Raw genomic sequence first — 24,026 nt, 5'->3', positions numbered from 1 at the left:
CAAACATGATTGTGTACAAAAAGCGCACCACCAATCGGTTAGGCGGTGCGCTTTGAGTCAATACCTATTACTTTTTGGATTTGTTCAGTTCCTCTGTTACTTCTTTTGTGATTTCGTCGCCGCCTTGCGCTTTCCAATCGGTTACGAACTTATCAAATGCTTCTAGCGGCTTCTCGCCCATGACAATTCCGAAGAACGTTTCTTTCTCCAGCTTTTGCAGATTCGCCCATTTTCTTTCCATCGTCTTCGTGTTAGCCGTAAATTCGCTATACACTTTATTCATGTTTTGTTTCAACAACTCCGCAGGAGCGGTGTAGCCATAATAACCGGACCAATCTTTCAAATCTGCTTTCGGATTGGCTTTATCACGAGTGGCCTTGTCAAACATTTCCTTCATTTCAGGACTCAACTCTTCTGGTTTGGTTTGCCCACCTAGCGCTTTTTTCAACATATCTGACTTTCTTTCTACCGCATCAGCATAATCGAATGTCGCATTCCCGATCGGCCAGTGTTCTGCACTTACGGAGAAATCAAGCTTCAAGGCATCTGGATCTACTTTACGTTGTGCATTAATAAATGTGTTGGCATAGATCATGGCAGCTTCAGGGTTTTTCATCCCTTTTTTCACAACGATAAACTGAGTACTGACAGGTACCATCATGGTATTCACTGCACCCTTGGCATCAGGGATCAAGTAGGGTACGAAATCAGCCTTTGGATTAAGTTTCATCGCGTCAGCAGCCAAACCGCCGGACCACCATGGCCCGAAGAATACGCCCGACTTACCAGAAACGATATTCTCATTCGGCTCTTTACGAAGAGCAAATTCCTTATCAATTGCGCCTGCAGCATACATTTCGCGCAGCTTAGTTAGTGCTTGTTTCGTTTCAGGTGTAATGGAAGCATAGACTACGTTGCCTGAGCTATCTTTAATCCAGTTGGAAACACCTTCAACCCCACCGGATGGGTATGCACCGAAAGCTTGGAAAATACCTTTGAAATCTCCACGTTGCGCTTTACCATTCACAGCCAAGGATTTCTCAAACCCAGCGATCCCCATCGTATCTGCTTTTCCGTTGCCGTCTGGATCTTTCTCAACGAAAGCTTTGGCGATAGCGGTTACATCATCAAGCGATTTCGGCGGTTGCATTCCCAATTTATCCAACCAATCCTTGCGCAGCCAGACCATACTTGCCGCATCCGCTTGTACGCTGATATTCGGAATACCCATTAACTTGCCTTTATACGTCGCTTTTTCAAGCGCTTTATTGTTCGTGGAACCATATAACTCTTTCGCTAATGTCGAAGCATATTTCTCATATACTTTACTCATATCTTCAATTTGACCCGCTTCAGCTAACGCTAGAAAGATTTGCTCATTTACTAGCATCACGTCAGGCAAGTCGTTACTCGCGATCGCCAGCTTCATCTTTTGCTCATGATCTTGAGGAGCGGCATACCAAAGAATTTTGAAGTTAATATTCGTTTTTTGTGAAATATATTTCATGTACTGGTTGCTTTCCACTGTATCACCAGCTGGCAGCTTCGCTCCAGGGCTTAAACTTTTGAATGTGGTAACTTCAATCGGGTTCGGCATCTTGAAAGGGTCCACTTTCACGTTGGAATCCGCCGTTGATTTCGCGTCATCCTTACTAGTCCCTGTGGTATTGCTTGAACATGCTGTCATCAGAACAGCGATTGCCATCATAGAAATTAGAGCTTTTTTATTCTTCATAATGCCCCTCCTCTTTAGTTACCCTACACATACATCTTAAAATAAAAGAAAGGCACTCGGGTCCACTTCTGTCTTGTGTTTAGGTAGCAAATCGTCTTGAAATCGGCAAATTTGAACGTCCAGTAGACGAAAGTGCACTTATTAGGAGACGATTTGCGACCAAATCTAAGCTACTTGACTGGTTCTTTCTTGCGAAACTCACCAGGCAGCATCCCCGTTAACTCACGAAACACCTTGCTGAAATACTTCTCATTGGGATATCCAGCCTGCGTCGCAATCCACCCAATGGATTTGTTTGACTGGGTGAGTAAAGCTTTCGCGTGATTCACACGCACTTCACGGATGAAATCGTTAAACGTTTTCCCGGCAATATCTCGAAAACAACGACTGAAATAACTACGGCTCATATTGACCCTTTTCGCAATATCCGTGACTAAGAGGTCCTGCTGGAACTCAGATTGAATAATGTCTACCGCCCTCCATACACTTGCATTAACTTCTGGTGAATAAGGCCCCTCATCTTCTTCCACTAGCGTTGTCACATGCAGATGCTGAACATGTGCATGAGCATCCCTAGAGCGCATTTTCTGCTCATCCATTTTATTGACAATGCGTCGCAGCACCTCATCCATGTGCTCATGTTCAAGCTCAACCTTCGTTATGTAATCCAACGCGCCCAAACGAAGCGCCTCTTGGATAAGCTCGAAATCCTGATGGAATGTCAACACGACCATGCTGATATCCTTATACTTCTCTTTCACCGACCTCATTAAGTCGATACCCGACATAACAGGCATGGCCAAATCTGTAATAAGTAAGTCCACTTGGTTATTTTCAAGAAACTCCAATGCTTTCTTCCCATTTCCAGCTTCGCCTACGACTTCTAATTTATGCTCACGCCAAGGCATCATTGTGATGAAGCCTTTCCGCACCAAGTGATCATCGTCAACAACCATAACTTTTATCATCATCAAACTCCTCCTATTGGAAGACGAAGAACGATCGTCGTTCCTGCGCCAATTGTGCTTTCAATATGGAAACTTGCCGCTGGTCCGAATTGAAATTTGATCATGCGATACACATATTGCAGCCCAATTCCCATTCCTACCTTCTTCTTCTCTAACGTGTTTTCACTCATTAATTGGGCGATATCGTCATCCGTCATACCGTCACCATTATCTTTTACTTCAATAATGACATGGGATAAACCGTCTTCGATTACGCTCACTTCAATAACGCCATTGTCACCCAAACCATGGTATAACGCATTCTCGACGAGCGGCTGAAGAATAAACCTTGGAACTGCTAATGCAAGTGCTTTCTCATCCGCGTGGATCTTCACATCAAAATGAAAATTATAGCGGATCCCCTGTAACTCCACGTAATTTTTCAAAGCATCAATTTCATCATTAATTCGGGCAGGTCCGCCTTTGCCAAGATTATAATAGAGCACTTTATTCAAGGTAGATACCAACCGATCAATATCCTTCTGCCCGTTTGCGCGAGCCAGCCATCGAATTGTATCTAATGTATTATGAATAAAATGAGGATTGATTTGCGTCATTAATTTCTCAACCTCAAGAAAAGCTTTACTCTGTTCCTTTTGCTCCACTTCACTAATGAGCTCAAAAATACGACTTCTCATTTCGGCAAACTCTCTGTAAATCATAGCAAACTCTGAAATTTGCGATTGTCTTCTAGGAAACACTTCTGTATTGCTTTTTACATTGCGAATATCCGTACTAAGCAGGTTAAGCGGTCGATACACCGTTCTCCAAATTAGCCAAGCAATGAAGAAACTCGCAATTAATGTCAAAATAGCAAAAAACACAAACTGTTTCATCCATCTATATACTTCGAGATTATAGACCGAATTGGGGACAGCAGACATCACTTTCCATTTCTGATTACTGGCTTCCTCAAACATCCGATACTTACCTGTCTTGTCTTTATGAGAATTTGCAGAAGCATATTCACTCCCTACAGGAAAATCTTCCGAATCCTCGCTATAGACAATTTTGCCATTATTATCCACGATTAGATGTACTAAGTTCCCGCCGAATTGATCATTGTCTTTGAGGATGCTTTCAGCCAACTTAAAATTCGTTTCAATATAGACATACACATCGTCACGATCCGGCAGCTCTACTTTCCGAAGTATCGAAAGCACTTGATTGCCATCAATCGGATTAAGCGAAAGATGCGGACCCATATACGTAAGTTTATCGAATTTAATGAGTACAGGGAGATTCTTGAGATCATACTTATCATTCACACTAAAATTCTCGAATAAGGCCTGATTGTCATTTTCAAAATAGTAAAACATTAATCCCAGTGTTGGGTTCGTAAAATGAATTAATCCTAATTCGCTTCGAATCTCATCGTTCAATCTTTTCTTTTCGTAAATATCAGCTGCTAAGTAGCTCTCTAGGCTTTTCCCTACTCTGCCGTCAAAGGCAAGCTGCTGTGACGTATGATTTAATTGCCCAAGCGTATCCTCCAACATGATCCGGACCTGATGCAAGTTGCTAAGGGCACCGCCTTCTGCCTTGTTTTGCAAAATGGCATACATCGAGAAATAAGAAATACTTCCAATCAGAATTAAAGGGGCAAGCGAGCTTATAAACAGGATGATGATGAGTCGATATTTTAACGAATGCGGCTTCGGTGGTAGAGCAAACTTGTTCCATCTTGTCATGATTCAGCCTCGCTTTGTTGTTATTTGATATAATATTGCCTAGTATACAAAACAAATAAAGCGCTAACAACCGCTGTTCTGCAACTCCAGTGGAAAAAAAAGGATAAATGTGATGTAAAAAAAGTCCCAACCATCACATATGGTTGGGACTTTTTAACACTATTATATGTTTCGTCAAGCCGCTGCTTTCGCTCCTTTTCTCACTAAAAGGAAGTAAGATAACATCCCAGCGGCACTAGTGCCTAAAATAATGGCCCCGAGTGGAACTGCCGTATGTTCCCCGGCAATACCAACGAGTGGAGAAACGACCGCACCGAGCAAGAATGGAATGACGCCCATGAGTGCAGCCGCACTCCCCGCCATATGTCCTTGACTCTCCATAGCCAGCGGAAATGCTGCTGTGGATGTAATCCCTATAGCTGCTACGAAGAATACGAGAGGAATCACAAGTGCATACAGTGGGCCGTGGAAAATAGCCACCAATAAGACGGCGATACTAGCTGCGCTAGCAAGCCACAGACCGAACAACATAAATGACTGCTCCGAAATACGGTGAGACATCCGACCGACAAGCTGGGAGCCGATGACCAAGGTAATCCCATTGGATCCGAACAATAAGGCAAAAACCGTAGGGGAAACCCCGTAAATATTTTGATAAATAAACGGTGTACCCGAAACATACGCGAAGACCCCTGCGATCATAACCCCTTGCGCGAGCATATAGCCCGTAAAGGAACGGTCTCGCAAAAGCGACCCATAATTACGCAGTTGCTGAGCAAAATTGCTAGGACTACGGCGCTCGACGGGCAGCGTTTCTTGGAGTCTCCATTTTGTCATGGCAAAAAGAAAAGTTCCGAGTATCGCCAAAGCGATAAAAACACCGATCCAGCTAGTTAGCGTTAGTACGCCACTTCCCGTTACAGGAGCTACAAGCGGACCCAAATTTCCTACTAGCAGGAGCAGTGAGAAAAATTTGGTGAGCTCATGACCGCTAAACATATCGCGTGCAATTGCCCGGGAAATGACGATTCCCGCTGAAGCAACGAATCCTTGCACGAGCCGTGCGAGAATCAGCATCCAAATGCTCGGCGAGATTGCACAAATAATCGATACCACAACATAAATAGCCATAGAAATAAGCAAAGGCTTGCGTCTGCCGTATACGTCACTAAGCGAACCCATCACCATTTGGCCAATACCCAAACCGAGTAAACAGGCGGTCAAACTGAGTTGAACGAGGGAAGCGGTCGTGCCGAATTGTTCTACAATTTGCGGGAAAGCCGGTAAATACATATCAATGGTAAAAGGGCCAAGTGTCGAAAATAAACCTAGCAGCAGTGCCAAGCGAACGGCATGCTGTTTATTCTTGTTGGTCATTGTATAATGTTCTCCTCTTCTGCATTCCGTATCCTAATCTCTATCTATTTTTGTTCCACCATAACATAACTGTATAGTTTTTGACAACAGTTAAAACTCGAAAATGGCGTTTAGTAGCTATTACATACTGCAGCGTTCCGAGGATGACGAACACGGCCATAACACCAGCAGAATAGCTATACATAACCGAATAGTTCGTGACTGAGGAAATGGCGCCAAGCAGAATAGCACCGACAGCAACGCCGAAATCCGTTGAATTGTAGAACATGCTGTTCGCCATGCCATACTGCTCCGGCTTCGAGGAGCGAAGCATCCAGGCTTGAATGGTAGGCTGGATAGCACCGAATCCGGCCCCATAGAGCAGCGCAGATACGATCAACATCGGCATGGCATGTGCATGCGACAACACCACCATGCTGGCGGTGACGAACAAGCCAGCGGGAATCAGCACGGAAGCATGTCCGAAACGGTCGAAGATACGTCCCGAGAAAGGACGAACGAGAATAATCGTGATCGCGTTGAACAGGAAGAATAAGCCCACCTGCTCGATGTGAACATAATCACCGAATAGGGCTAGAAAACTAAGCAGACCGCTATACGTGATGGAGAGAAACACATTTAGAAGCACGGGAAACAACCATTTACGGTTGAATCCAGGTTTGGCGGCAGGTTTGGATTGAACACCTTGTTGATCAGAATCAGCATCAGGCTTCATTTGCTCCACGGCGGCTTGATCCTGCTTCGAACGCGACAGCCACAATACAGGGAATATCACCACGGATGTAATCAATCCGATCATCGTCAATGGCATAAAGCCAGCTTGTTTCATCACATTTAGTCCGATGGACGGGCCGATCGACATGGCAAGACTCGTCGACAAACCGAAATACCCGATACCCTCGCCCATTCGGCGCAGCGGGATAATTCGGGATACAAGTGTCGGCAGAATCGTGCTCGCCATCCCGAAGCCGATGCCATAACCGATGCGCAGCAACAAAAGCGTGGTGAATGAGCCTGCTAGCGAGTACAGTGCTGTCGTTGCCGCGGCGATAACAAGCCCTGCGAGCAATAGCTTCATCCGCGATATGTGCGGCATGAGCGCTGCCGTCGCGAAGCGCGATAGGATGGCCGCAAGCGCAAAAACAGACGTAACAAGACTGGCTTGTACGTTTCCAGTATGAAATTCAGCCTTCACATAGGCTGGAAATGATGAGAGAAGCATTTGCAAACTTAAGAATAATAGAAAAAAGCAAATCGTCAAAGCGATGAACGGTCTCGTCCATAAGGGAGTTCGTTGTTGTTCTGGCTGCACGTTAGATCATCTCCGCATTAAATTTATTCCTCTACTTAGTCTTCTACTAACTCCGAGTGTCCAAGCTGTACGCGCAGGTGAAGTTGGATGCGCAGCAGCAACTCCATCATGATGTCGTACTCCGCTTCTGATATACAAGCTTTCACATCAGCAGTCACACTATCTTCAATCGGTGTTGTTACACGGATGAGGTCTTGCCCGAGCTCCGTGCTGTACACGAGAAACGATCGTCGATCTCGATCGCCTGCTTTCTTATAGATAAGCCCTTTCTTCTCCAAATGATCCAAAATCCGCGTAGTTGTCGGCTTGTCCTTGCCGGTCCGTTCGGCAATTTCACGCTGAATCAGCCCTTGCGCGCGATCAATCTGATTTAACGTAGACCACTGCTCGGGCGTAATCCCATGCGCGTGTAGCCGTTGTTGAAACAAAGCGGTCAACTTGCGGTGTGTAACCCCCATCGCGAATCCGATCGGCAAAAGACGGGAATCGGTTGACATGAATGATGCCCCCTCATTAATAGTTGTTTAGACAACTATATGTCAGACAACTTTTTCTGTCAAGGTCATCATCTGAGTAAGAATAAACTTGATATTCATCACCCATACTATAGGTACACCTTAGAGTTATCATTGATTATTTGACGTTTGGAGGACGACGATCTTGGATATTGATGCTTTTCTAGCTGAAGTCCTCGAATCAAATGAGGATTGGCATGTGACGATGAAAGATGGTATTTCGATTATAGACTCCGCTGTGGAAAGAGAAATTCCTTTCGACAACACTGATGACTATCTAGAGTCTGGTTTTTAGAAAAATCTATATTTTACAATGAAAGCCCGGGGAAGCATGAGCTCCCTCAGGGCTTTTTTTTTATAACTGCAACCTATTTGCAACAACCTCCGTCTGAAGGATTGTCAACTTGATTGATACATACTCTACAGAATTGGAAGGAGCATTATATTATGAAAAAGAAACTAACGGTAATTTTAACATTGGCTGGAATACTCGGCACGACTGCAGCAGTTGGAGCAGAGGATTTGGTAGAAAAGGTGACAGGTTACTTACAAAAGGATGTAAAAATCATTGTTAATGGACAAGACAGCGCACTTACACCTGTCTATATCGATGGCAAAGCTTATCTGCCTGTACGCGATGCAGCTACCCAACTTGGATATACAGTAAGTTACGATGAAGCCAACAAAGAAATCGAGCTTGATGAGGCGGCTGATTTGATGCGTGAAACTGGTGTGATCGTAAGCGTGCAATCTAACCAAGATAGCAACTACCGTATCGAGTTACTTGGCAGCACATGGGTTATTCTGACTGTTGATAAATCAACAACGATTAAAAGCCTAGACGGTAAGACACTAACGCCTGCTGATTTGAAAGCCGGTACACAAATCGATGCCGAATTCGGACCTGCTATGGCGATGAGTTACCCTGGCCAAGCACATGCAGTAAACGTTAACGTTCATGCTGATCGTGCAATCAAAGAAGATACAATCAAAGAAGTAAAACATACAGATGATGGCTGGCAAGTTCAACTTGGCGATGCTTTGGTACTAAACGCAGGTAAAGAAACGCGCGTATTGACATCCCAAGGTGAGTCTGTCAATTGGGAAGACTTGAAAGCTGGTACGAAGGTAAAAGCTTACTACGGTCCTTTCGAGACGAAAAGCCTTCCGCCTCAAAGCCCAGTTTACCTATTAGTTGTTCAGTCACAATCGCCAGCTATTGGCTCACCAAAAATGTCGCCAGAGTCGGCACAAGAATACCGCGACTTAGCATGGGCGCAAGTGAAAGAGCAAGTGCCCCATATTACGACGAAACAAGACGAAGCATCCGTTCAAATTGTGTCTTCTAAAGAAGTTGGCGTATTAGCTTCCACAGACGAGCAGAAGAAATTGCTTGCAGACGTTCAAGCTGCGAACGGTAACTTTGTAACCGTTACTTACACAACAGATCAAGACGAATTGCTTGGACCTTTGACAGCAGTATTTGATTTCAACACAAAAGCTTTCATCGGCTTCAACGCTAGAAGATAAATAAATACTGAAAAGCCTCGAAATCAACCACGGTTGAGTTTCGGGGCTTTTATTTTATAGGGGCTATTTGTTCAAAAAATCAACACGTAAAGTTAACATTTTCGACCTATAAAGAGCTCTTATGTTTCCCATGAAGAATATGTTAAAATACGAATAGGCAGACTAATATTCTGCAAATGCTAGCGCATACAGATTTCCAAAATGACCATATGGGAGGCTTTAATATGGATGATTATTTTTTGGTTAAAGACGGCAGAATCGTACGCTGGGATGGGATTACACTAGGTGGAACTAAAATTCGAGCAGATGAGCTAACAGAGTCATTTGGACGTAAAGCACTTGAGGAAATTGAACGCTTTGGTTTTTATACCATTAAGAAACCTTAACGAACTTACCCATTTAAGAAGGCTGTCTCAAAAAGTCGATCAAGACTTTTGAAACAGCCTATTTTGGTTACTATCCTAGCAACCTCGGGCCACCTTCAACGACGCCGCGGCAACTGCTCCTTATCTTAGAAAGGAAATTTGATGAGTATGAATAGCAAAATGATAGTTCCGGCGACTACGGAGAACAGCCCTTTCTTATCTTGTTTGATTAAGTATTGAGCACCACCATTGAAAATCAATGAAGCATTCAGTGCAACCATCATCCATGAAAGCCTTGTGTCAGCTCCACTACTCTCAAATAGCAAAATAGATAGGCCAATAGCTATAGTGAGTAAACTGAATATAATTCCTACTATTTTTATAAATTTATTCATTACAAATCACCTTCCATTCCGCCGCCACTTCCCCTTGACAATTTTACCATATATATACACTTCATGGTTTGATTCGTTTGGTTTTCATTTCATAAAATGAAGATCATACGTATAATATAGATGAACTACCAAAGCTAGAAAGGATTACATTGCTTATGTTGTTTGAACAATTCCGCCCACTTCCACAGCTTAGTGAATATGTTGACAGCATTTTGGTACAGGAGGACTTTAACCCCATCAATTTCGCTAATCGGAATCCCGTTAAGGTTCTGCCTTCGACACTTGCTGTTATTGGGATACAATATGGCAATCGAATGAAAGTCATTGTGGACCGTAAAGCGGATTTGTTAGGTACTAGCGGGTTAACCGGTCTGCAGACCACGTTTAGAGAATACCTAAGCACGGGGAGCGTCGGAACGATCATTATTCGCTTCAAACCAGGTGGTTTGAAAGCATTTACCCCCTATCCGATTCACGAATTTCAGGATGCCAACATAGATCTACATCTCATCTTCAAGCTGCATCTGGTTTCCGAGATGGAACAGCGACTTAGTGAAGCAACGACTATTGCCGATCGGGTAGCTATTGTACAAGCATTCTTACTTTTGACTTTGGAGCATCAGTCCGAGGAGCAGTTGATTGTACAAGCTGCAAGGCAGATCCAACAGCAAAAAGGGGCCGTCTCCATTAAACAATTAGCCGATGACTTTTGGGTTGGCAAACGAACGTTGGAACGAAAGTTTAAAGCAATTATTGGTATCACACCCAAAAAGTTTGCTAATATCGTCAGGTTTCAGCATACCCTTCAACTTAAAAAATCCGGTCACGATTACCTGGATATCGTACATGCTTGTCATTTTAATGATCACGCCCATTTCGCGCATGACTTTAAAGCGTTCACTGGGTGTACACCCGAACAATTTTTCCGAAATGAAGTGCAACCGGAACTCACCAAACATTTTAGCGAAAGCCGCGATCAATCACTCACGACAGATATCATGTATCAATAGTTATTTCAAACATTGACGCTTTTTTACAATGGGATGGGTTCAACAAAGGATATAATAGAAACGTTGAAACAAACATGTGAAGGAGTTGCAACTGTATGTCTAACCTGGAGTCTCTCCCCATCGGAAAAGAGTATCCATTTGAGTCCCATTTTCTTGAAATAGATGGTCAGCAATTGCATTATATCGAAAAAGGAGCAGGGGATCCCATCCTATACTTGCACGGAAACCCTACTTGGTCTTATATGTGGAGAAATATTATCCCTTATCTGGAGGGTTCTGCTCGCTGCATCGCTGTGGATTTAATGGGCATGGGCCGCTCCGATAAATCGGAAGTCGGTTACACCTTTTTGGAGCATGTCGACTACATTAGCCAGTTTATTGAGAAACTGGGTCTTACCAATATCACTATCGTCGGACATGATTGGGGAATGGCTATTGGCTTACAGTATGCGATGAAACACCCTGATCAAGTGAAGGCCGTTGCGATGATTGAACCACAGGCGTTGTATCCTTGTCCAACTTGGTCTGAATTTACGCCTGCTGAATCGAAGGAGCTCTTCCAGACACTTCGCGATCCCGAGTTGGGATGGGCATTCATGCGAGATAACAACGTATTTGTCGAAGGCATGCCGCATATCATTATCAATCGAGCTTTTACAGCGGATGAGCATGAACATTATCGTGAACCCTTCAGGGACAAAGAGAAGCGAAAACCCATGTGGGTGTTTCCAAACCAGATTCCGGTCGAAGGTAAACCAACCGAAGTCGTACAAGCCGTGGAGGAAAGGAACACATGGTTCACTGCATCCACAATGCCAAAGATTCTGTTTTACGCTGCACCTGGATGTACGATTCGTGAACCGCAACTTAGCTGGTGCCATGCCCATCTACAGAACTTGGAGATGAAGGATATTGGCAAGGGCTTTCATCATTTAGTCGAGGAAAACCCACATTTCATTGGGCAAGAGTTGCAAAAGTGGTACCATCAGATCACACGGGGATAGTCAACTAACGAAAAAGGCTGCCGATTCAAGTTTGATTTCGGCAGCCTTCTTTTTAATTTTATAGAAAGATAAATAATTGCCTACGTCCCCTTCTTGGATAGACCACTCGAAGTTCGTGTCCAACTGCGGTATTTCCGATAACCTCGGCGCACAAGCAGCAGCAGAAGTTCCGGGAATGGCAGTCTGCGTACCCATGGAAAATAAAAGCGATCATAGGCGCGCTTCAAATCATCCCACATCGAGCAATGATCCTCTTTCAAAAAATCCGATACGTCGACGACCAAGCCTCGACCATTGTTTTGCATCACATTTTTGCCATGCACATCATGTGGTTTCAATCCCCGGCTTACCGCATACTTGAGCGCCTCATCGATATCATGCAGGACTTGACGCGGAATTGGAATGCCGCGCAACACGGATTGATATAAGGTAACACCCGTTAAACGACGCAGCACCAGATACGTATCCCCCGCATACAAACATTCGGAATACCCTGGGTGCTTGCCCAACCGTCGATATATTTCTTTTTCATCCTCTAAGCCTGGCCGCCCTGGCGCATACACCTTCACTACCAAATCCGGAAAGCTTGGATGCATCAGCACAGCCGCATAATTACCCGCTCCGACAAGCTGCCATGGTTCAGGGACACGATAAACGACGATTGGGTCATAAGCTCGCTCACTGGCAATCTGCAAATTCGGAAGCAATTGCGTTTCAATTACTTCGATCCAGCGCTTCTGCACGCGCCTGTCACCCCCATCTATTGTTGGAGGTATTATACAAAAATATGAAGTAATATGCTAGAAGAAAATTAGTATGCACGTTCGTGCTATATTTCACAATGTAATTACAAGGAAATTGTCTTTAAAAAGCTCTTTATTTCCTTCCAAGCCTCCCCGCTCGAAAATAACAAAGAATGATCCCCGCGATATATCGTCTTCATTATCTTCTCGCCTCCCCATTTATCTACTAGTTTTTTACTATAAGCAATTGGAATATTTCGATCTAAATCACCTGCTAGACATAGTAAAGGAGTATGAATCGAAGGCGCTTTTTTTATGGAGTTAAAGGTTTCTTCTATAAAAAGGGAAAGCGGAAACATATGATGCAGCTGTAATGTATTTGAGAGATTTGTACCCAATAACTTAGCATAATTATCATAGGGAGACACCAGAATTGTACCACTTGTAGGGCGTTCCTTTGATAAATTCACGGCGACCCCAGTTCCACGACTATATCCCATAGATACTATTTTCGTCTTATCTATATCGCTTCTTTTTGAGAAATAATCATAAATGGCATTCGCATCAAGGTATAAGTTTTGCTCACTTGGCTCTCCCTCGCTCCGTCCAAACGATCTATAATTAATTAGCGCAATCGACCAACCATCCAGTATCTCAGCGATTGACAGCATATCTGATACTTCTTCTGAAGAACCACCGAAGTATATAATAAGCGGAGTTTGTTTATCATTGTCCGTATTCCTCAAAAGCCAGCCCTGTAATTGGATATTGTCGGTTGTATTTATTTTGATTTCCTCCGCATGACTGTAAAGTAAGCTTATCTGATCTGAACTAGCTTGATCCAATTTTTTGGGTTGGTAAACAAGGTGATTTATATGTATCATTCCATTTAGATTGTGATAAATAAAGAGGCAAAGGCATAAATACGTGCCAACTAGGATTGAAAAAGTTAAAGTCACCACTATTTTTAATTTTCTTCCCTGTTTTTGATTCATTTTTATAAATATGATCGTTGAAAGTATAAGTAAAATGATGGAACTTATCGCGAAAATTTGTATCTCAAATGCATATTTTTTTAAAAATTCTAGATCGCCTAACTTCCATTGATCTAATTTCTTCGACCACATAATTACTTTGTATGAAATAAGATAACTTGCTACTCCTACAACACTCAAACATGCAAAAAACACGGTAATCATCAGAAAACCTTTTTTACGAAATTCCAATCAAGATCCTCCGTTCTTATTAACATTGGTGTGTATTCAACTAAAATTGTAGCTGTTATATATTGGAATTTATATATACATATTTTACCTTTCTATTAAAAATATTGATCTTTCAAAAACAATAAAAAAACCTTCAGGTAAGTTTCATCCTGACGGTCATTTTTAGGTCAACAACTTACGCCTCCCCACTTACTAAATCATTTGGCTTCACTTGCTCAGTCTTATTCAAAATCATGGCATGTTTATTCCTATCATAATTAAAATGATACACAGGAATGAAATCCTGACCAGCTCCATAGCCGCCAGTTAGGATGAGTTCACCATTTGATACCTGAAAAGGATGCTGTGGAAGCTGACTTATCTCCGCTAAAATCTGATCCGGTTTCATTACAAATGGGATTGGAAATGCCTTCCCTTCCTCGATCCCAAACAAATACGTTTCGAGGCCGTGACAATCCGTATAACGTGGAACGTATGCGAATATGGTTGTTTTTTCTAAGGTAAACTGCTGCAATAGGATGGGTGTCTCGCTTGGTTGCACGATATCGAAATCTACCGGAAAAGAGAATACCTTGCTCGAAGCCCCACCCGATGCTGGTTCCCATACGACTTCATAATCTCCTGACCATCTGAAGAACGTTTCTAATCCGAGACAACTAGGAGCTCCTAAGGGTGCTTTGTTAGCTTGACTATCAGGTTTTACGAGTAAGTGTCCGTCTTGAACTGTTCCAACTGCTCTAATCGAGTTATCTACTGTACTTGCATCTCCAGCAATTGAAGTTACATTTGGTGTAGCAGTCGTTGTATCATTATTCACGTGCATGGAATCAGTTTCTTTATTCATGGCTGTCGTACAGGCGGTGAGCAAGGCGAATAGGGTAAGCATCAGAGCCATCTTGTACCTCATATCATACTCCTTTCATTATTCATTATTTTCTTGAAAATACGCCATATTTTGGGGTGGTCATCCACGACCTCATTGATTATGATGAGACTAACTAGTCAAGCACGGTTTAACGAGGAGGGAGGATTTACTTATGGCTACAGCAATACAACGTAAGGCGATCGTGATTGGAGCAGGAATTGGTGGATTATGTACAGCATTGTCACTTCATTTGAAAGGATGGCACGTATCCGTTTTCGAAAGGGCAGCATCCTTAAGAGAATCTGGCGCTGGAATTGTGTTGGCTGCCAATGCGATGAAAGCCCTTGATCTGCTTGGCGTTGGCGATACTGTCCGGAAAGTGGGAGCTTCGGTCACGCATGGTGACATTCGAACTTGGGACGGCCAAATCATTACGAGCCTCCCCGTTGCGAAACAAGCTGCTCTATACGGCACCCAAAGCTATGTCATTCTTAGAGCTGATCTTCAATCCATTCTGGTAAAAGCAGTCACTGCAACGACAAACATTCATACTAACAAATCATGGATGGATTCAAAACAGAGTGATCAAGGAATAATCGCTGTTTTCGAAGATGGAACCGAGGAGAATGGAGATGTCATTATTGGCGCTGATGGCATTCACTCTGCCGTACGTGAACGACTTTTTGGTCATAGCATGGAACGTTACTCGGGATATATCGCGCTAAGAGGCGTTTGTCAGTACGAAGCGTCACAAGCTGCTGATGATGGAGTAGGCTTCGAGGCACTAGGTCCTGGCAAACGTTTTGGTCTCTCGAGTCTCGGTAATGGGCGAGCATTCTGGTTTGCCGCCATCAATGCACGTCAAGGAAATTTACCTCAAGTAGGAGAAAGAAAATCGGAACTACTGCGTCAATTTCACGGCTGGCATAGTCCGATCCTGACTGCTATTGAAGCAACAGAGGCCTCTACCATTTTAGCCCATAACATTGTAGACCGACCGCCAATTCCAACATGGAGTTCCGGTAGAATAACACTTCTCGGCGATGCGGCACACCCCATGCTGCCCAATTTAGGACAGGGAGGTGCGCAAGCCATTGAAGATGCCATCGTCCTAGCCAGATGCCTGCAGCATTCGGATATTCCGGCTGCACTTACAGCCTATGAGAAGGAACGTATGCCACGTGTAAACCGTATCACTAAAATGTCTCGATCGATGGGACGAATCGTACAACTTGAGAACCCGCTACTTATCTATAGCCGCAATAAGCTTCTAGCTTCTTTGTCAGATGCCCTATATATTAGACGCTTTGATCCTATCATTGGCTATGAAGTACAATAAACAGCTTGATCTAAGATTGTGATTTTAACAATTTAGATCGGAGCCATGGATAGGTCATTAACAATGAGGCAAGCAAAATAACCATTGGAATTATTGCAAGAAGTCCCATACTTCCCATGTTCGGTTTCCAAAAAGAAACAAGAGGCAAGCTCAAAAGCAAACTCACATTTAGGAATAAGGCCTTTCGCGTAATGGATGCGATGATTAACACTAAGCTGAGCGGGATCATTATGGCTGGAAGACCTCCTAAGTCTGAGCCATTCTCAATCTTAATCTTGATAAAAAGAAATATCGTAACTGCAAAAGCGAGAAATCCTATATAGGAAGCGATATTCTTCATTTTGCCTTCACTCATCATTTTCACTCCATCAAATGGAATTAATATCCATTACACTATACCATATTGTGTTACTGAAGTAGTTGATAAAAAATTGCCAACCATATGCGACGTTCGCAATACAGTTGGCAACAGTACTTTTATTCTACTTTCATGTAATAAAGATTTGCAACATCATCCTTGGTAATGGTATGTGCCCCAGCTACAATGGGTACACTGACAACACCATTTGTTGCCGCATAGCTTGTTCCATCAACCTTTATTTTGGTTCCAGTTGCTGTATTTAACACTAAGGTTAATGTTTTCGCAGCGGTTGTGGTAAAGGCAATATTGGTTGCACTTTCGATTTTCAAACATTGGGTTAACGTTAAACCATTATATACGACTGTTCCCTTGGTTGTTGAGAGGGAGCCCGTAATTGTAAAGAAACTGCTTGTTTTTCCATCAGTCGTAAAGTTGTGAACAAGGGTCGATGCAGGCGGAGGTGTTGGTGTTGCCGTCGGTGCTGGTGTTGTCGTTGGGGCAGGCGTAGTCGTCGGTGCTGGTGTTGTCGTTGGGGCAGGCGTAGTCGTCGGTGCTGGTGTAGAGCTTGGTGGGGTTGAATTACCGCCAACAGCTACAAGTTGCGTTGTATAATTTAGTATTTTAGTCATCAACGGTGTATTAAGGCTAGAGGATAGGTCATCAACGGAATCTACGAAATCCCATGTGAAGTCTCCCTTACTTAGACGCCCTGCTTCTGCCGTAACGACTTGCTCAACATTGCTCACGCTATCGATATCAGCAGCATTTACACCCGTATCGATACTTGTATCAAAGTTATTATACGAAGTTCCACCAACTAATGTTTTGTATGAACTAGGTACTGTTTCATTTCTTGATGAGGCTAAGTAGGCATCAAATGAGGTTGCACTAGCAGGCGCAGTTCCTATGTTGGAATTGGCATAAATCATGCTTTCAGCATCAACAATCGTGTTATTATAGGCTTTAATCATACCGCCATCTTCACCTGAGAAAGTACCTTCTGCTTCTAAAGCATCCGTACCTTGCAAGGAAATCATCATTGGTTTCTTCGTGTGTCTAAAATAATTGGATTCTACAAATGCATTACTTCCCGTTGTAGCACCAATCGCATATTTGGATATGCCATCAAAGAAGTTATTATAAATATGAATAGATCCTGTCCGAATACGTGGATGACGAGAGTCCGAATGATCGAACCAGTTATGGTGGAACGTTACAAAGAACTCTGCTGAATCATCAAAACCGACTAGCGCAGCTTTTCCGGAATCCCAATAGTGGTTGTATGAAATTGTAATATAGGTTGAACCTTTTTTGAGGTCAGTTGAGCCATCGCCTTTGGCTTGGTCCGCATCTCCTCCTGCTTTTCCATAGACAATATCATTATTATGCAGCCAAATATTCGCATTACCTGTATCAAGTGAAATCCCATCGTCAGGGAATAACGCTATCCCTAAATTCCTTACTTCTACATTACCAACAGCTCTAAGAAGTATCCCCCATCCATAGGCATAGGCGTCTTTCCCGATACCCTCTAATGTTATATTCATTTCCGCATAATTAGCTTTACCTTTTACTTGCAAAAACCCACTGCTGTTAAGCTGCCCACTCATGTTGGCATCTGTTACTTTTCCAATAAATCGGATAGCAAGTGGTGTTGTATCGTATCCTTTTTGTCTAAGTGCCAGAATTGCACCCAGTCCAACACCTGTCTGTTTGCCACCGGAGCTATTGACTTTCACATCAAGCGTTACCGTCTGTGCAGTGGCAGATGTAATATAGATCACTTGAGCGCCACTCTTGAGTGTGCCATCCTCATTATAAGCACCTGAACCTGTGCCAAAAGGTGACTGATCTGCAAAGGCAAATCCAGATCTGTCATGTGCCGCAACAGATAGCGTATTAGAAACCGTGCTTTCTTTCGTACCATCAGCCAATACCACTTCAACCTTCATGACATAACTTCCAGCTGTAAGCCCTACAGCATCAGCTCTCCAGTAGGAAGCGTATTTTCGAATTAATTGGGTATCGATTTGTTTATATTGTGAATCTGCTGCACTTGCAGGTTTAACATAGACATTATATCCTTGCGCATTACTGACAGGTGACCATTCTACATAGGCCGTCTCATTCCATCCTCCACTACTCGTGATCGAAACACCTAAAGCATGTACGACCGTATTCCCCACTCCGCTTACGATGATTGAAAACACTAGAGCAAACAATAAAACGTAACTCGTAACTTTCGCTGCACGATTGTTCAATTTAATTCCTCCCGCGATCAATTGGTCTAGCATACATGGAATCGCTTACAAGTTTGTCTTATCCGCTCCCTTCTCTCAACCAAACTCTTCTTAATCTCAAATATTTCCAACAACCACAGCTTATCAGTTTAAAAAGAGGTTCCGAAACAATCATTTGATCATATCTCCGTATTTTCTGAGATAATGATTATCAGCCGTGTGAATGATACTCTTCCTGCCGAATCTCAAAAAACGGACAATGATATTACAGTTAAAAGGCTGCCGATTATTTCTTATCGGTAGCCTTCAGGTTGTATCTTATGTATGGCGTGTTAATCACATGCTTCTTATCATTTTAATGGCTGCGTACTTGGCCTTGCAGTTCCAACTTTTCCTTTCCGAACATCTTCCTGAACTTGATAAATGACTGCTTGACTTGGATGATGAAGCAATTGATCCTCTGTGGAAGAACTCACTTCTCGGATAACTTTCCAAACGCCGGTTGTCTTAAGTAATTCATTTACACTTCTCTGTTCACCTTGATTTAAAAAATGAAGGGTAACAGAGGCGCTAGCATGTGTGTCATCGTCATTAAAAAACTTATCGATCTTGTACGATAATAATTGATCCGACTTCATGGCAAGTTCGAATTCTTGCCTCATATCTATTTCATTTTTTCCAGTGAAGGTCACATAGGTGAAAGCTTTATTCGTATCTTCGGCTATAAGGCTATCCAAATATGCCTCTAGCACTCGTTGAGGATCAGAAGCTACAGCTGATGTTCTTCCGAATGTTAAAAATAAACCACTTATTCCAATAACAAGCGCCAATCCAAATAAAGACCATCGAACTACCTTGTTCTTAAACATGTTCATCACCATAAACCCTTATAAAATTATATCCTTGAGAATTAGTTCAATGACTAAACCAATATCTGGGATATTATAACATATAAAGGAAAATATAAGGTATGCTTTATTTTAGAAGCTATGAGCTGTGTTCCCCGAATTCAACTGTCTCACCAATTGGTCGATAGTAAAAACCAGTACCTTTTTTGGAAATACGACTTCTTCACTTATTTTTACGCAAGAGGGAACGTAGATGCCTTATTTGACTGAAATCAGCCGAAATTGATTGCTAGGGGGAACGTAGATGCACTAATTGGCCGATTTTCATTTTTCATCACGATTTTCCGCAACTTAGCGCATTGTCGTTCCCATTCGATGATGAATTCTCCATTGTATGCGCAAATAGGACATCCTCGTTCCCTCGAGAGAGGCTCACCGTTACTTTAATGAACAGCGACTGCCTATTTTAAACTAATGTTGTTCCTTCCATGTTGCTCCGCCATCTTTGGTATACAGGTTGATAAACCGGGAATATGCCCTGCCTTCAGTCGGACTTGAAAAAATAAGACTAGTGACATTCTGAAACGATGGAGATGAACCAACATTCTGCCAACTCTCACCGCCATCTTGCGAACGATACAATTCGCCTAAATTATTTTCAAGGATCCATAGATTATTGATATCATAGGCGTATACCGAAAAACTCCCGTTATTTCGCCCCGCTGATGTAGGCTTGGCTGTTATACTTTCATAAGTCGAAACCCGACTTGTCCAGCTCATTCCTCCATCCGTGGTTTTGTACCAAATAACCCCATTCAGATTATTGTCTTTGTAAAATGAAAAGGGCATGAGCCCACTTGTATCATGAGGTCCCCAGAACATCGGCTTAGTTAACGGATACGTGGTTGTGTCTACTGCCTGCATGGGTACTTCCATTTTCACTTGTTCCCAAGAATGACCATTCGTAGTGGACTTGAAAATGATAGGATTTCCTTTTCCCGTATTGTTGTAAGTAATCCACGGTTCATTATGATTCCGAATCACCAATCCGTTAGGACTAGCATACCCGAGATCTCTTTGGTTTGTAATATCTTCACTGAGTACAGTCCAATGTCGCCCACCATCTATGGTTTTCAAAAACAAATTTCGACGTTCCTTTGCCATTCCAGGCTCAGCATAAGCATAATAGTATCCAACATGTTCATCTACAAATTGTGCCTCGCCCATTGTAACCATAGGATGAATACCCCAGTGTCCCTTTAGTGGATGCTCCAATTGCTCCCAGTTATCCCCACCATCCGTAGTGCGATACACAGGTTCTTCACTCAAAGACAAATCTGTATTCCTTGTCATCTCTTCAGTAAACTCTTTCGGACGAAAGAAGGCCATTAACGTGTTTGGATCTGCGAATCTAAGTAATTCGTAGGATCCGTCTTCCTTAGGAGGTGTACGATCGACCCATGTTATCCCTCCATCGCTTGTTTTCCACACTTTTCTGCCAGCTGCCCAACCATTGTTGAAGTCATTCATATCGCTATAACCAAAGATATCCGCATGGAATACGGCAGGTGGTTCTTTTGGAGCCATTTCCCATGTTATCCCTTGAAATTCCCCTGTTACTTCCTCAAATTTGCTTTCGTTATCAGCCCCTCGGTAGGCCAACCAGAAACTTTCTGACTTACCGTCTATCCATCGGATCAAGAACTGAGCGTATACGCTCCCTTTTTTTATCCCTGTTTCATCGGCCCAGTCGTGAAATTCTCGTGTTTCTGTGGGATTAAATCCTTCTTTAACTCCGATATCGTATCTCCATAAAGTCTCGGTGTTATTTCCAGAATGAATTTGAAATTCTTTATACTTATTCCCAAATAGTCTTACTAGATCTTCCTGAATCATGCTAGGTCTCATTACGGAACGGATATATTTCACAGCAATTGGGGGTGTCATCGTTTCAAACTCTGTTTGTACAATGGATGAATTCGATGTTAACAAGGATACTTCTATCGTCTTTGTTTCATCAGACGCACAACCTGTCATACCAAGGATCACTAGGCAGCTTAGCAGGATGGAGGCTCTTTTTATTAGCAATGGTATCAAAGCGATGACCCCCCTTTCATTTCATGAGTAGATAAAAGAAATTTCCTTTCAAATTATACCATTTATTCAAATGAGATACTTTAATCTCTTTTTCAATGACTAGGTTAAAAGCTATCCGTGATAAGAAGTTAATCTTTTGGAAGGAATCCGTCATTCTTGGAAGAATAACTAGGAGGATATTCCGATAATCCATATGTACTCATAAGGAGATAAAACAATGGAGAATAACAAATTACTAAGAATGGACAATGTTGGCATCGTGGTTGAATCCCTTGATCATGCCATCGCGTTCTTCGAGGAGATTGGCTTGAAGCTCGAAGGGCGAGCTACGATTGAAGGAGAATGGGCTGGTCGCGTAACCGGGCTGGGTTCACAGCATGTAGAGATTGCTATGATGGCTACCCCAGATGGCCACAGTCGAATTGAACTTTCGCGCTTCATCAACCCACCCATTGTAGCAGATCACCGAACAGCTCCTGTCAATGCCCTCGGTTATCTACGCGTCATGTTCGCCGTTGAAAATATTGACGAAATGGTATCCCGACTCATTAAGATTGGTGCTGAGCTCGTTGGCGAAGTCGTTACGTACCAGGATTCGTATCGTCTCTGCTACATTCGCGGAACGGAAGGAATTCTCGTCGGTTTGGCGGAACAAATTCGCAAATAGATAGAAAAAAAGGATGTTCCGCGACAAAATTTTGCCGATGTACATCCTTTTTTCAAATCACAACGCTTCAATCTGAGTTCAACTTTTTTTGGAAAATCATTTCATCTTTCAGCACATAACTTGACCGTTCATATGTTTTATGAGCAGCCCTATTATTCGGGCCTGTTAGAATCTTTATGCTTGTAACACCTCGTGAGGAAAGTTCTTGTTCCAGGAATGAGATAAGCATAGTAGCTAACCCTAATTGTCGAGCAGCATCCTGCACATACATTTCCGTTATTTCACCTTGTGAACTGCGATAGCAAAAGGATTGAAACCATTGGGCACAAGCAAATCCAACCGGAATATGATCCAATATGGCAAGTGCCACTAATTCATTGTTCTTCGTAAGGCTTTCTTTAACTTCACTAGCCGTCATCCCTACCCCATTAAATTCCTCGTTCAAGGCGACAAGAATCTCGGCATCATTTCCATTGGCCAACCTTACAAATTTACCCACGATTGTCATCCCCCAAAACTATCGTTTGGCTCACCTACTTACTCCCCCTAAAAAACAATGCACGAATAGCGAACCGCGGCAAGATCAACTGTCGCTTCCATCTAGAAGGTTGTTGTTTCAACCTGAACAGCCACTCCAAGTTTAGTCTTTTCCAAATCTCAGGAGTTTCCTTTACTTTTCCAGCTATGACATCGAGACTCCCACCAACACCTATCGCAATCTTCGCATGAAGTTGTGTGTTAAATTGATGAATCCATCTCTCCGCATAGGGTGCTCCAAGTGCAACGACCAATATATCAGGCTTTAACATGCCAATTTCTTCAACGATTTGCTCTTCTTCAGATGAATTAAAAAAGCCGTGATGCCTGCCCGCTATTATAAGGTTAGGATACTTTTCACGAATAACTTCACAAGCTTTTTCACTCGTAAGCGGATCTGCACCCAAAAAATAAAAGGACCACTTCTTTTGATTCCCTGAATCCAGTAGCTTTAACAACGTATCATACCCAGTAACCCTTTCAGGGAGGTTTCCGCCCCTTAGTCGAGACACCATCACGATGCCAATACCGTCCGCAGTAATGAGACCTGCTTGATCGATGATAGAACGCAACGACATGTCCTTTTGGCAAGCCATCGTAATCTCTGGATTAACCGTTATGACATGAAACAGTTCGGCTCTATTCTCTTGAATGACATCACTGAGAATCTCAATGGTTCGTTCTAATGTAATTTTGGGAAAGTCAACTCCCATTACTTTGGCGTATTTCTCTGTCATGGTATGTCCACCTTTATCTCAGGTTACACTTATTTTAGTTTATCTCTCCCAAAGCTCGACCAGTCGGCCTTCAGGATCCTCAATCCAGACAAACTGTCCAAAGTCACTACTCTCTTTGTTCTTAGCAAGAGGTACACCAATCTGGGCAAGATGCTGAATCGTCTCGTCAAGATTATGTACTTCAAAATTTAACATGACCTGTTGTTCTTTTGGAAAATAACGATCATCCTCGGAAAAGAAAGAAAAAATCGTTTCGTTTCCTGATTGAGGTTTTATCACAGTTCCATTCCAGTTTTCTATATCAATCTGCAACACGTCACTGTACCATTTTTTTGTAACTTCAAGATGCTTAGTTCTCCAAAATATGCCTCCGAAACCTTTTATCATCGTATCTAACTCCTGTCTGGCATCAAATTTCTAACTGT

The 24,026-nt window shown here is 42.8% G+C and carries 24 protein-coding genes; 7 read left to right on the top strand and 17 right to left on the bottom strand.

Annotated features, from left to right (window positions below):
• Positions 1-67: 67 nt before the first annotated feature.
• The 6 genes from J2736_RS01735 to J2736_RS01710 all read right to left on the bottom strand — a co-directional run bounded on the left by J2736_RS01735 (position 68) and on the right by J2736_RS01710 (position 7,619).
• A complete protein-coding gene (locus J2736_RS01735; protein ID WP_310222924.1) occupies positions 68-1,735 on the bottom strand; it encodes a type 2 periplasmic-binding domain-containing protein in 1,668 nt (555 codons plus the stop codon).
• A 170-nt stretch (positions 1,736-1,905) separates the two neighbouring features.
• On the bottom strand, positions 1,906-2,706 hold the full coding sequence (locus J2736_RS01730; RefSeq protein WP_310222922.1) for a response regulator transcription factor: 801 nt from the start codon (positions 2,704-2,706) through the stop codon (positions 1,906-1,908).
• Positions 2,706-4,433 carry a sensor histidine kinase gene (locus tag J2736_RS01725; RefSeq protein WP_310222918.1) on the bottom strand — a complete coding sequence of 576 codons (1,728 nt, stop codon included), beginning with the start codon at positions 4,431-4,433 and terminating at the stop codon, positions 2,706-2,708. The genes J2736_RS01730 and J2736_RS01725 overlap by 1 nt, the downstream gene beginning before the upstream one ends.
• A 174-nt stretch (positions 4,434-4,607) precedes the next feature.
• The gene (locus J2736_RS01720) at positions 4,608-5,810 is read right to left on the bottom strand and encodes a multidrug effflux MFS transporter (protein WP_310222917.1); all 1,203 of its coding nucleotides are present in this window, start codon (positions 5,808-5,810) and stop codon (positions 4,608-4,610) included.
• A gap of 40 nt (positions 5,811-5,850) precedes the next feature.
• Positions 5,851-7,122, bottom strand: coding sequence for an MFS transporter (locus J2736_RS01715; protein WP_310222915.1), 1,272 nt, complete (start codon positions 7,120-7,122; stop codon positions 5,851-5,853).
• Between the two features lie 35 nt (positions 7,123-7,157).
• The gene (locus tag J2736_RS01710; RefSeq protein ID WP_310222913.1) at positions 7,158-7,619 is read right to left on the bottom strand and encodes a MarR family winged helix-turn-helix transcriptional regulator; all 462 of its coding nucleotides are present in this window, start codon (positions 7,617-7,619) and stop codon (positions 7,158-7,160) included.
• Between the two features lie 163 nt (positions 7,620-7,782).
• Here J2736_RS01710 and J2736_RS01705 point away from each other — a divergent pair, with 163 nt between their 5' ends.
• The 3 genes from J2736_RS01705 (at position 7,783) to J2736_RS01695 (ending at position 9,553) form a co-directional block, all read left to right on the top strand.
• A complete protein-coding gene (locus J2736_RS01705) occupies positions 7,783-7,932 on the top strand; it encodes a hypothetical protein (protein ID WP_310222911.1) in 150 nt (49 codons plus the stop codon).
• A gap of 152 nt (positions 7,933-8,084) precedes the next feature.
• Positions 8,085-9,167 carry a stalk domain-containing protein gene (locus J2736_RS01700; protein ID WP_310222909.1) on the top strand — a complete coding sequence of 361 codons (1,083 nt, stop codon included), beginning with the start codon at positions 8,085-8,087 and terminating at the stop codon, positions 9,165-9,167.
• 224 nt (positions 9,168-9,391) lie between these two features.
• Positions 9,392-9,553, top strand: a complete 162-nt coding sequence (locus tag J2736_RS01695) for a hypothetical protein (RefSeq protein WP_310222907.1) — start codon at positions 9,392-9,394, stop codon at positions 9,551-9,553.
• A gap of 125 nt (positions 9,554-9,678) precedes the next feature.
• Here J2736_RS01695 and J2736_RS01690 read toward each other — a convergent pair whose 3' ends face one another.
• Positions 9,679-9,927, bottom strand: coding sequence for a hypothetical protein (locus tag J2736_RS01690; RefSeq protein WP_310222905.1), 249 nt, complete (start codon positions 9,925-9,927; stop codon positions 9,679-9,681).
• A 155-nt stretch (positions 9,928-10,082) separates the two neighbouring features.
• Between J2736_RS01690 and J2736_RS01685 the strand changes: the two genes are divergently transcribed.
• Both J2736_RS01685 and J2736_RS01680 read left to right on the top strand, forming a co-directional pair.
• A complete protein-coding gene (locus J2736_RS01685) occupies positions 10,083-10,937 on the top strand; it encodes a helix-turn-helix domain-containing protein (protein WP_310222903.1) in 855 nt (284 codons plus the stop codon).
• Positions 10,938-11,032: 95 nt separating this feature from the next.
• Positions 11,033-11,941 carry a haloalkane dehalogenase gene (locus J2736_RS01680; protein WP_310222902.1) on the top strand — a complete coding sequence of 303 codons (909 nt, stop codon included), beginning with the start codon at positions 11,033-11,035 and terminating at the stop codon, positions 11,939-11,941.
• An 80-nt stretch (positions 11,942-12,021) separates the two neighbouring features.
• On the opposite strand, the gene J2736_RS01675 is transcribed toward J2736_RS01680, so the two are convergent.
• The 3 genes from J2736_RS01675 to J2736_RS01665 all read right to left on the bottom strand — a co-directional run bounded on the left by J2736_RS01675 (position 12,022) and on the right by J2736_RS01665 (position 14,817).
• Entirely contained in the window at positions 12,022-12,684 is a 663-nt protein-coding gene (locus J2736_RS01675; protein WP_310222900.1) for a serine/threonine-protein kinase, read from the bottom strand.
• 104 nt (positions 12,685-12,788) lie between these two features.
• The gene (locus tag J2736_RS01670; protein ID WP_310222898.1) at positions 12,789-13,910 is read right to left on the bottom strand and encodes an alpha/beta hydrolase; all 1,122 of its coding nucleotides are present in this window, start codon (positions 13,908-13,910) and stop codon (positions 12,789-12,791) included.
• 175 nt (positions 13,911-14,085) lie between these two features.
• On the bottom strand, positions 14,086-14,817 hold the full coding sequence (locus tag J2736_RS01665) for a hypothetical protein (protein ID WP_310222896.1): 732 nt from the start codon (positions 14,815-14,817) through the stop codon (positions 14,086-14,088).
• 130 nt (positions 14,818-14,947) lie between these two features.
• Between J2736_RS01665 and J2736_RS01660 the strand changes: the two genes are divergently transcribed.
• Positions 14,948-16,114, top strand: coding sequence for an FAD-dependent monooxygenase (locus J2736_RS01660; RefSeq protein ID WP_310222894.1), 1,167 nt, complete (start codon positions 14,948-14,950; stop codon positions 16,112-16,114).
• 10 nt (positions 16,115-16,124) lie between these two features.
• On the opposite strand, the gene J2736_RS01655 is transcribed toward J2736_RS01660, so the two are convergent.
• From J2736_RS01655 to J2736_RS01640, 4 genes are all read right to left on the bottom strand, one after another.
• Positions 16,125-16,454 carry a hypothetical protein gene (locus tag J2736_RS01655; RefSeq protein WP_310222893.1) on the bottom strand — a complete coding sequence of 110 codons (330 nt, stop codon included), beginning with the start codon at positions 16,452-16,454 and terminating at the stop codon, positions 16,125-16,127.
• A 137-nt stretch (positions 16,455-16,591) separates the two neighbouring features.
• Complete coding sequence (locus tag J2736_RS01650; RefSeq protein ID WP_310222891.1) at positions 16,592-18,736, bottom strand: pectate lyase family protein; 2,145 nt, start codon at positions 18,734-18,736, stop codon at positions 16,592-16,594.
• Positions 18,737-19,065: 329 nt separating this feature from the next.
• Entirely contained in the window at positions 19,066-19,584 is a 519-nt protein-coding gene (locus J2736_RS01645) for a hypothetical protein (RefSeq protein WP_310222889.1), read from the bottom strand.
• A 450-nt stretch (positions 19,585-20,034) separates the two neighbouring features.
• Positions 20,035-21,660 carry a WD40/YVTN/BNR-like repeat-containing protein gene (locus tag J2736_RS01640; protein ID WP_310222887.1) on the bottom strand — a complete coding sequence of 542 codons (1,626 nt, stop codon included), beginning with the start codon at positions 21,658-21,660 and terminating at the stop codon, positions 20,035-20,037.
• A 217-nt stretch (positions 21,661-21,877) separates the two neighbouring features.
• Here J2736_RS01640 and J2736_RS01635 point away from each other — a divergent pair, with 217 nt between their 5' ends.
• A complete protein-coding gene (locus J2736_RS01635) occupies positions 21,878-22,327 on the top strand; it encodes a VOC family protein (protein WP_310222886.1) in 450 nt (149 codons plus the stop codon).
• A gap of 67 nt (positions 22,328-22,394) precedes the next feature.
• On the opposite strand, the gene J2736_RS01630 is transcribed toward J2736_RS01635, so the two are convergent.
• The 3 genes from J2736_RS01630 to J2736_RS01620 are packed head-to-tail and all read right to left on the bottom strand — an operon-like array spanning position 22,395 to position 23,988.
• Entirely contained in the window at positions 22,395-22,826 is a 432-nt protein-coding gene (locus J2736_RS01630; RefSeq protein ID WP_397340152.1) for a GNAT family N-acetyltransferase, read from the bottom strand.
• A 34-nt stretch (positions 22,827-22,860) separates the two neighbouring features.
• The gene (locus J2736_RS01625; protein ID WP_310222883.1) at positions 22,861-23,601 is read right to left on the bottom strand and encodes a WecB/TagA/CpsF family glycosyltransferase; all 741 of its coding nucleotides are present in this window, start codon (positions 23,599-23,601) and stop codon (positions 22,861-22,863) included.
• Positions 23,602-23,640: 39 nt separating this feature from the next.
• Entirely contained in the window at positions 23,641-23,988 is a 348-nt protein-coding gene (locus J2736_RS01620) for a VOC family protein (RefSeq protein WP_310222881.1), read from the bottom strand.
• Between the last annotated feature and the right edge of the window lie 38 nt (positions 23,989-24,026).

Source organism: Paenibacillus qinlingensis (genome assembly GCF_031455095.1).
GTDB classification, from domain to species: domain Bacteria; phylum Bacillota; class Bacilli; order Paenibacillales; family NBRC-103111; genus Paenibacillus_E; species Paenibacillus_E qinlingensis_A.
Note: the sequence above shows the minus strand (reverse complement) of the source record. Positions and strands in the feature narration are given on the sequence as shown.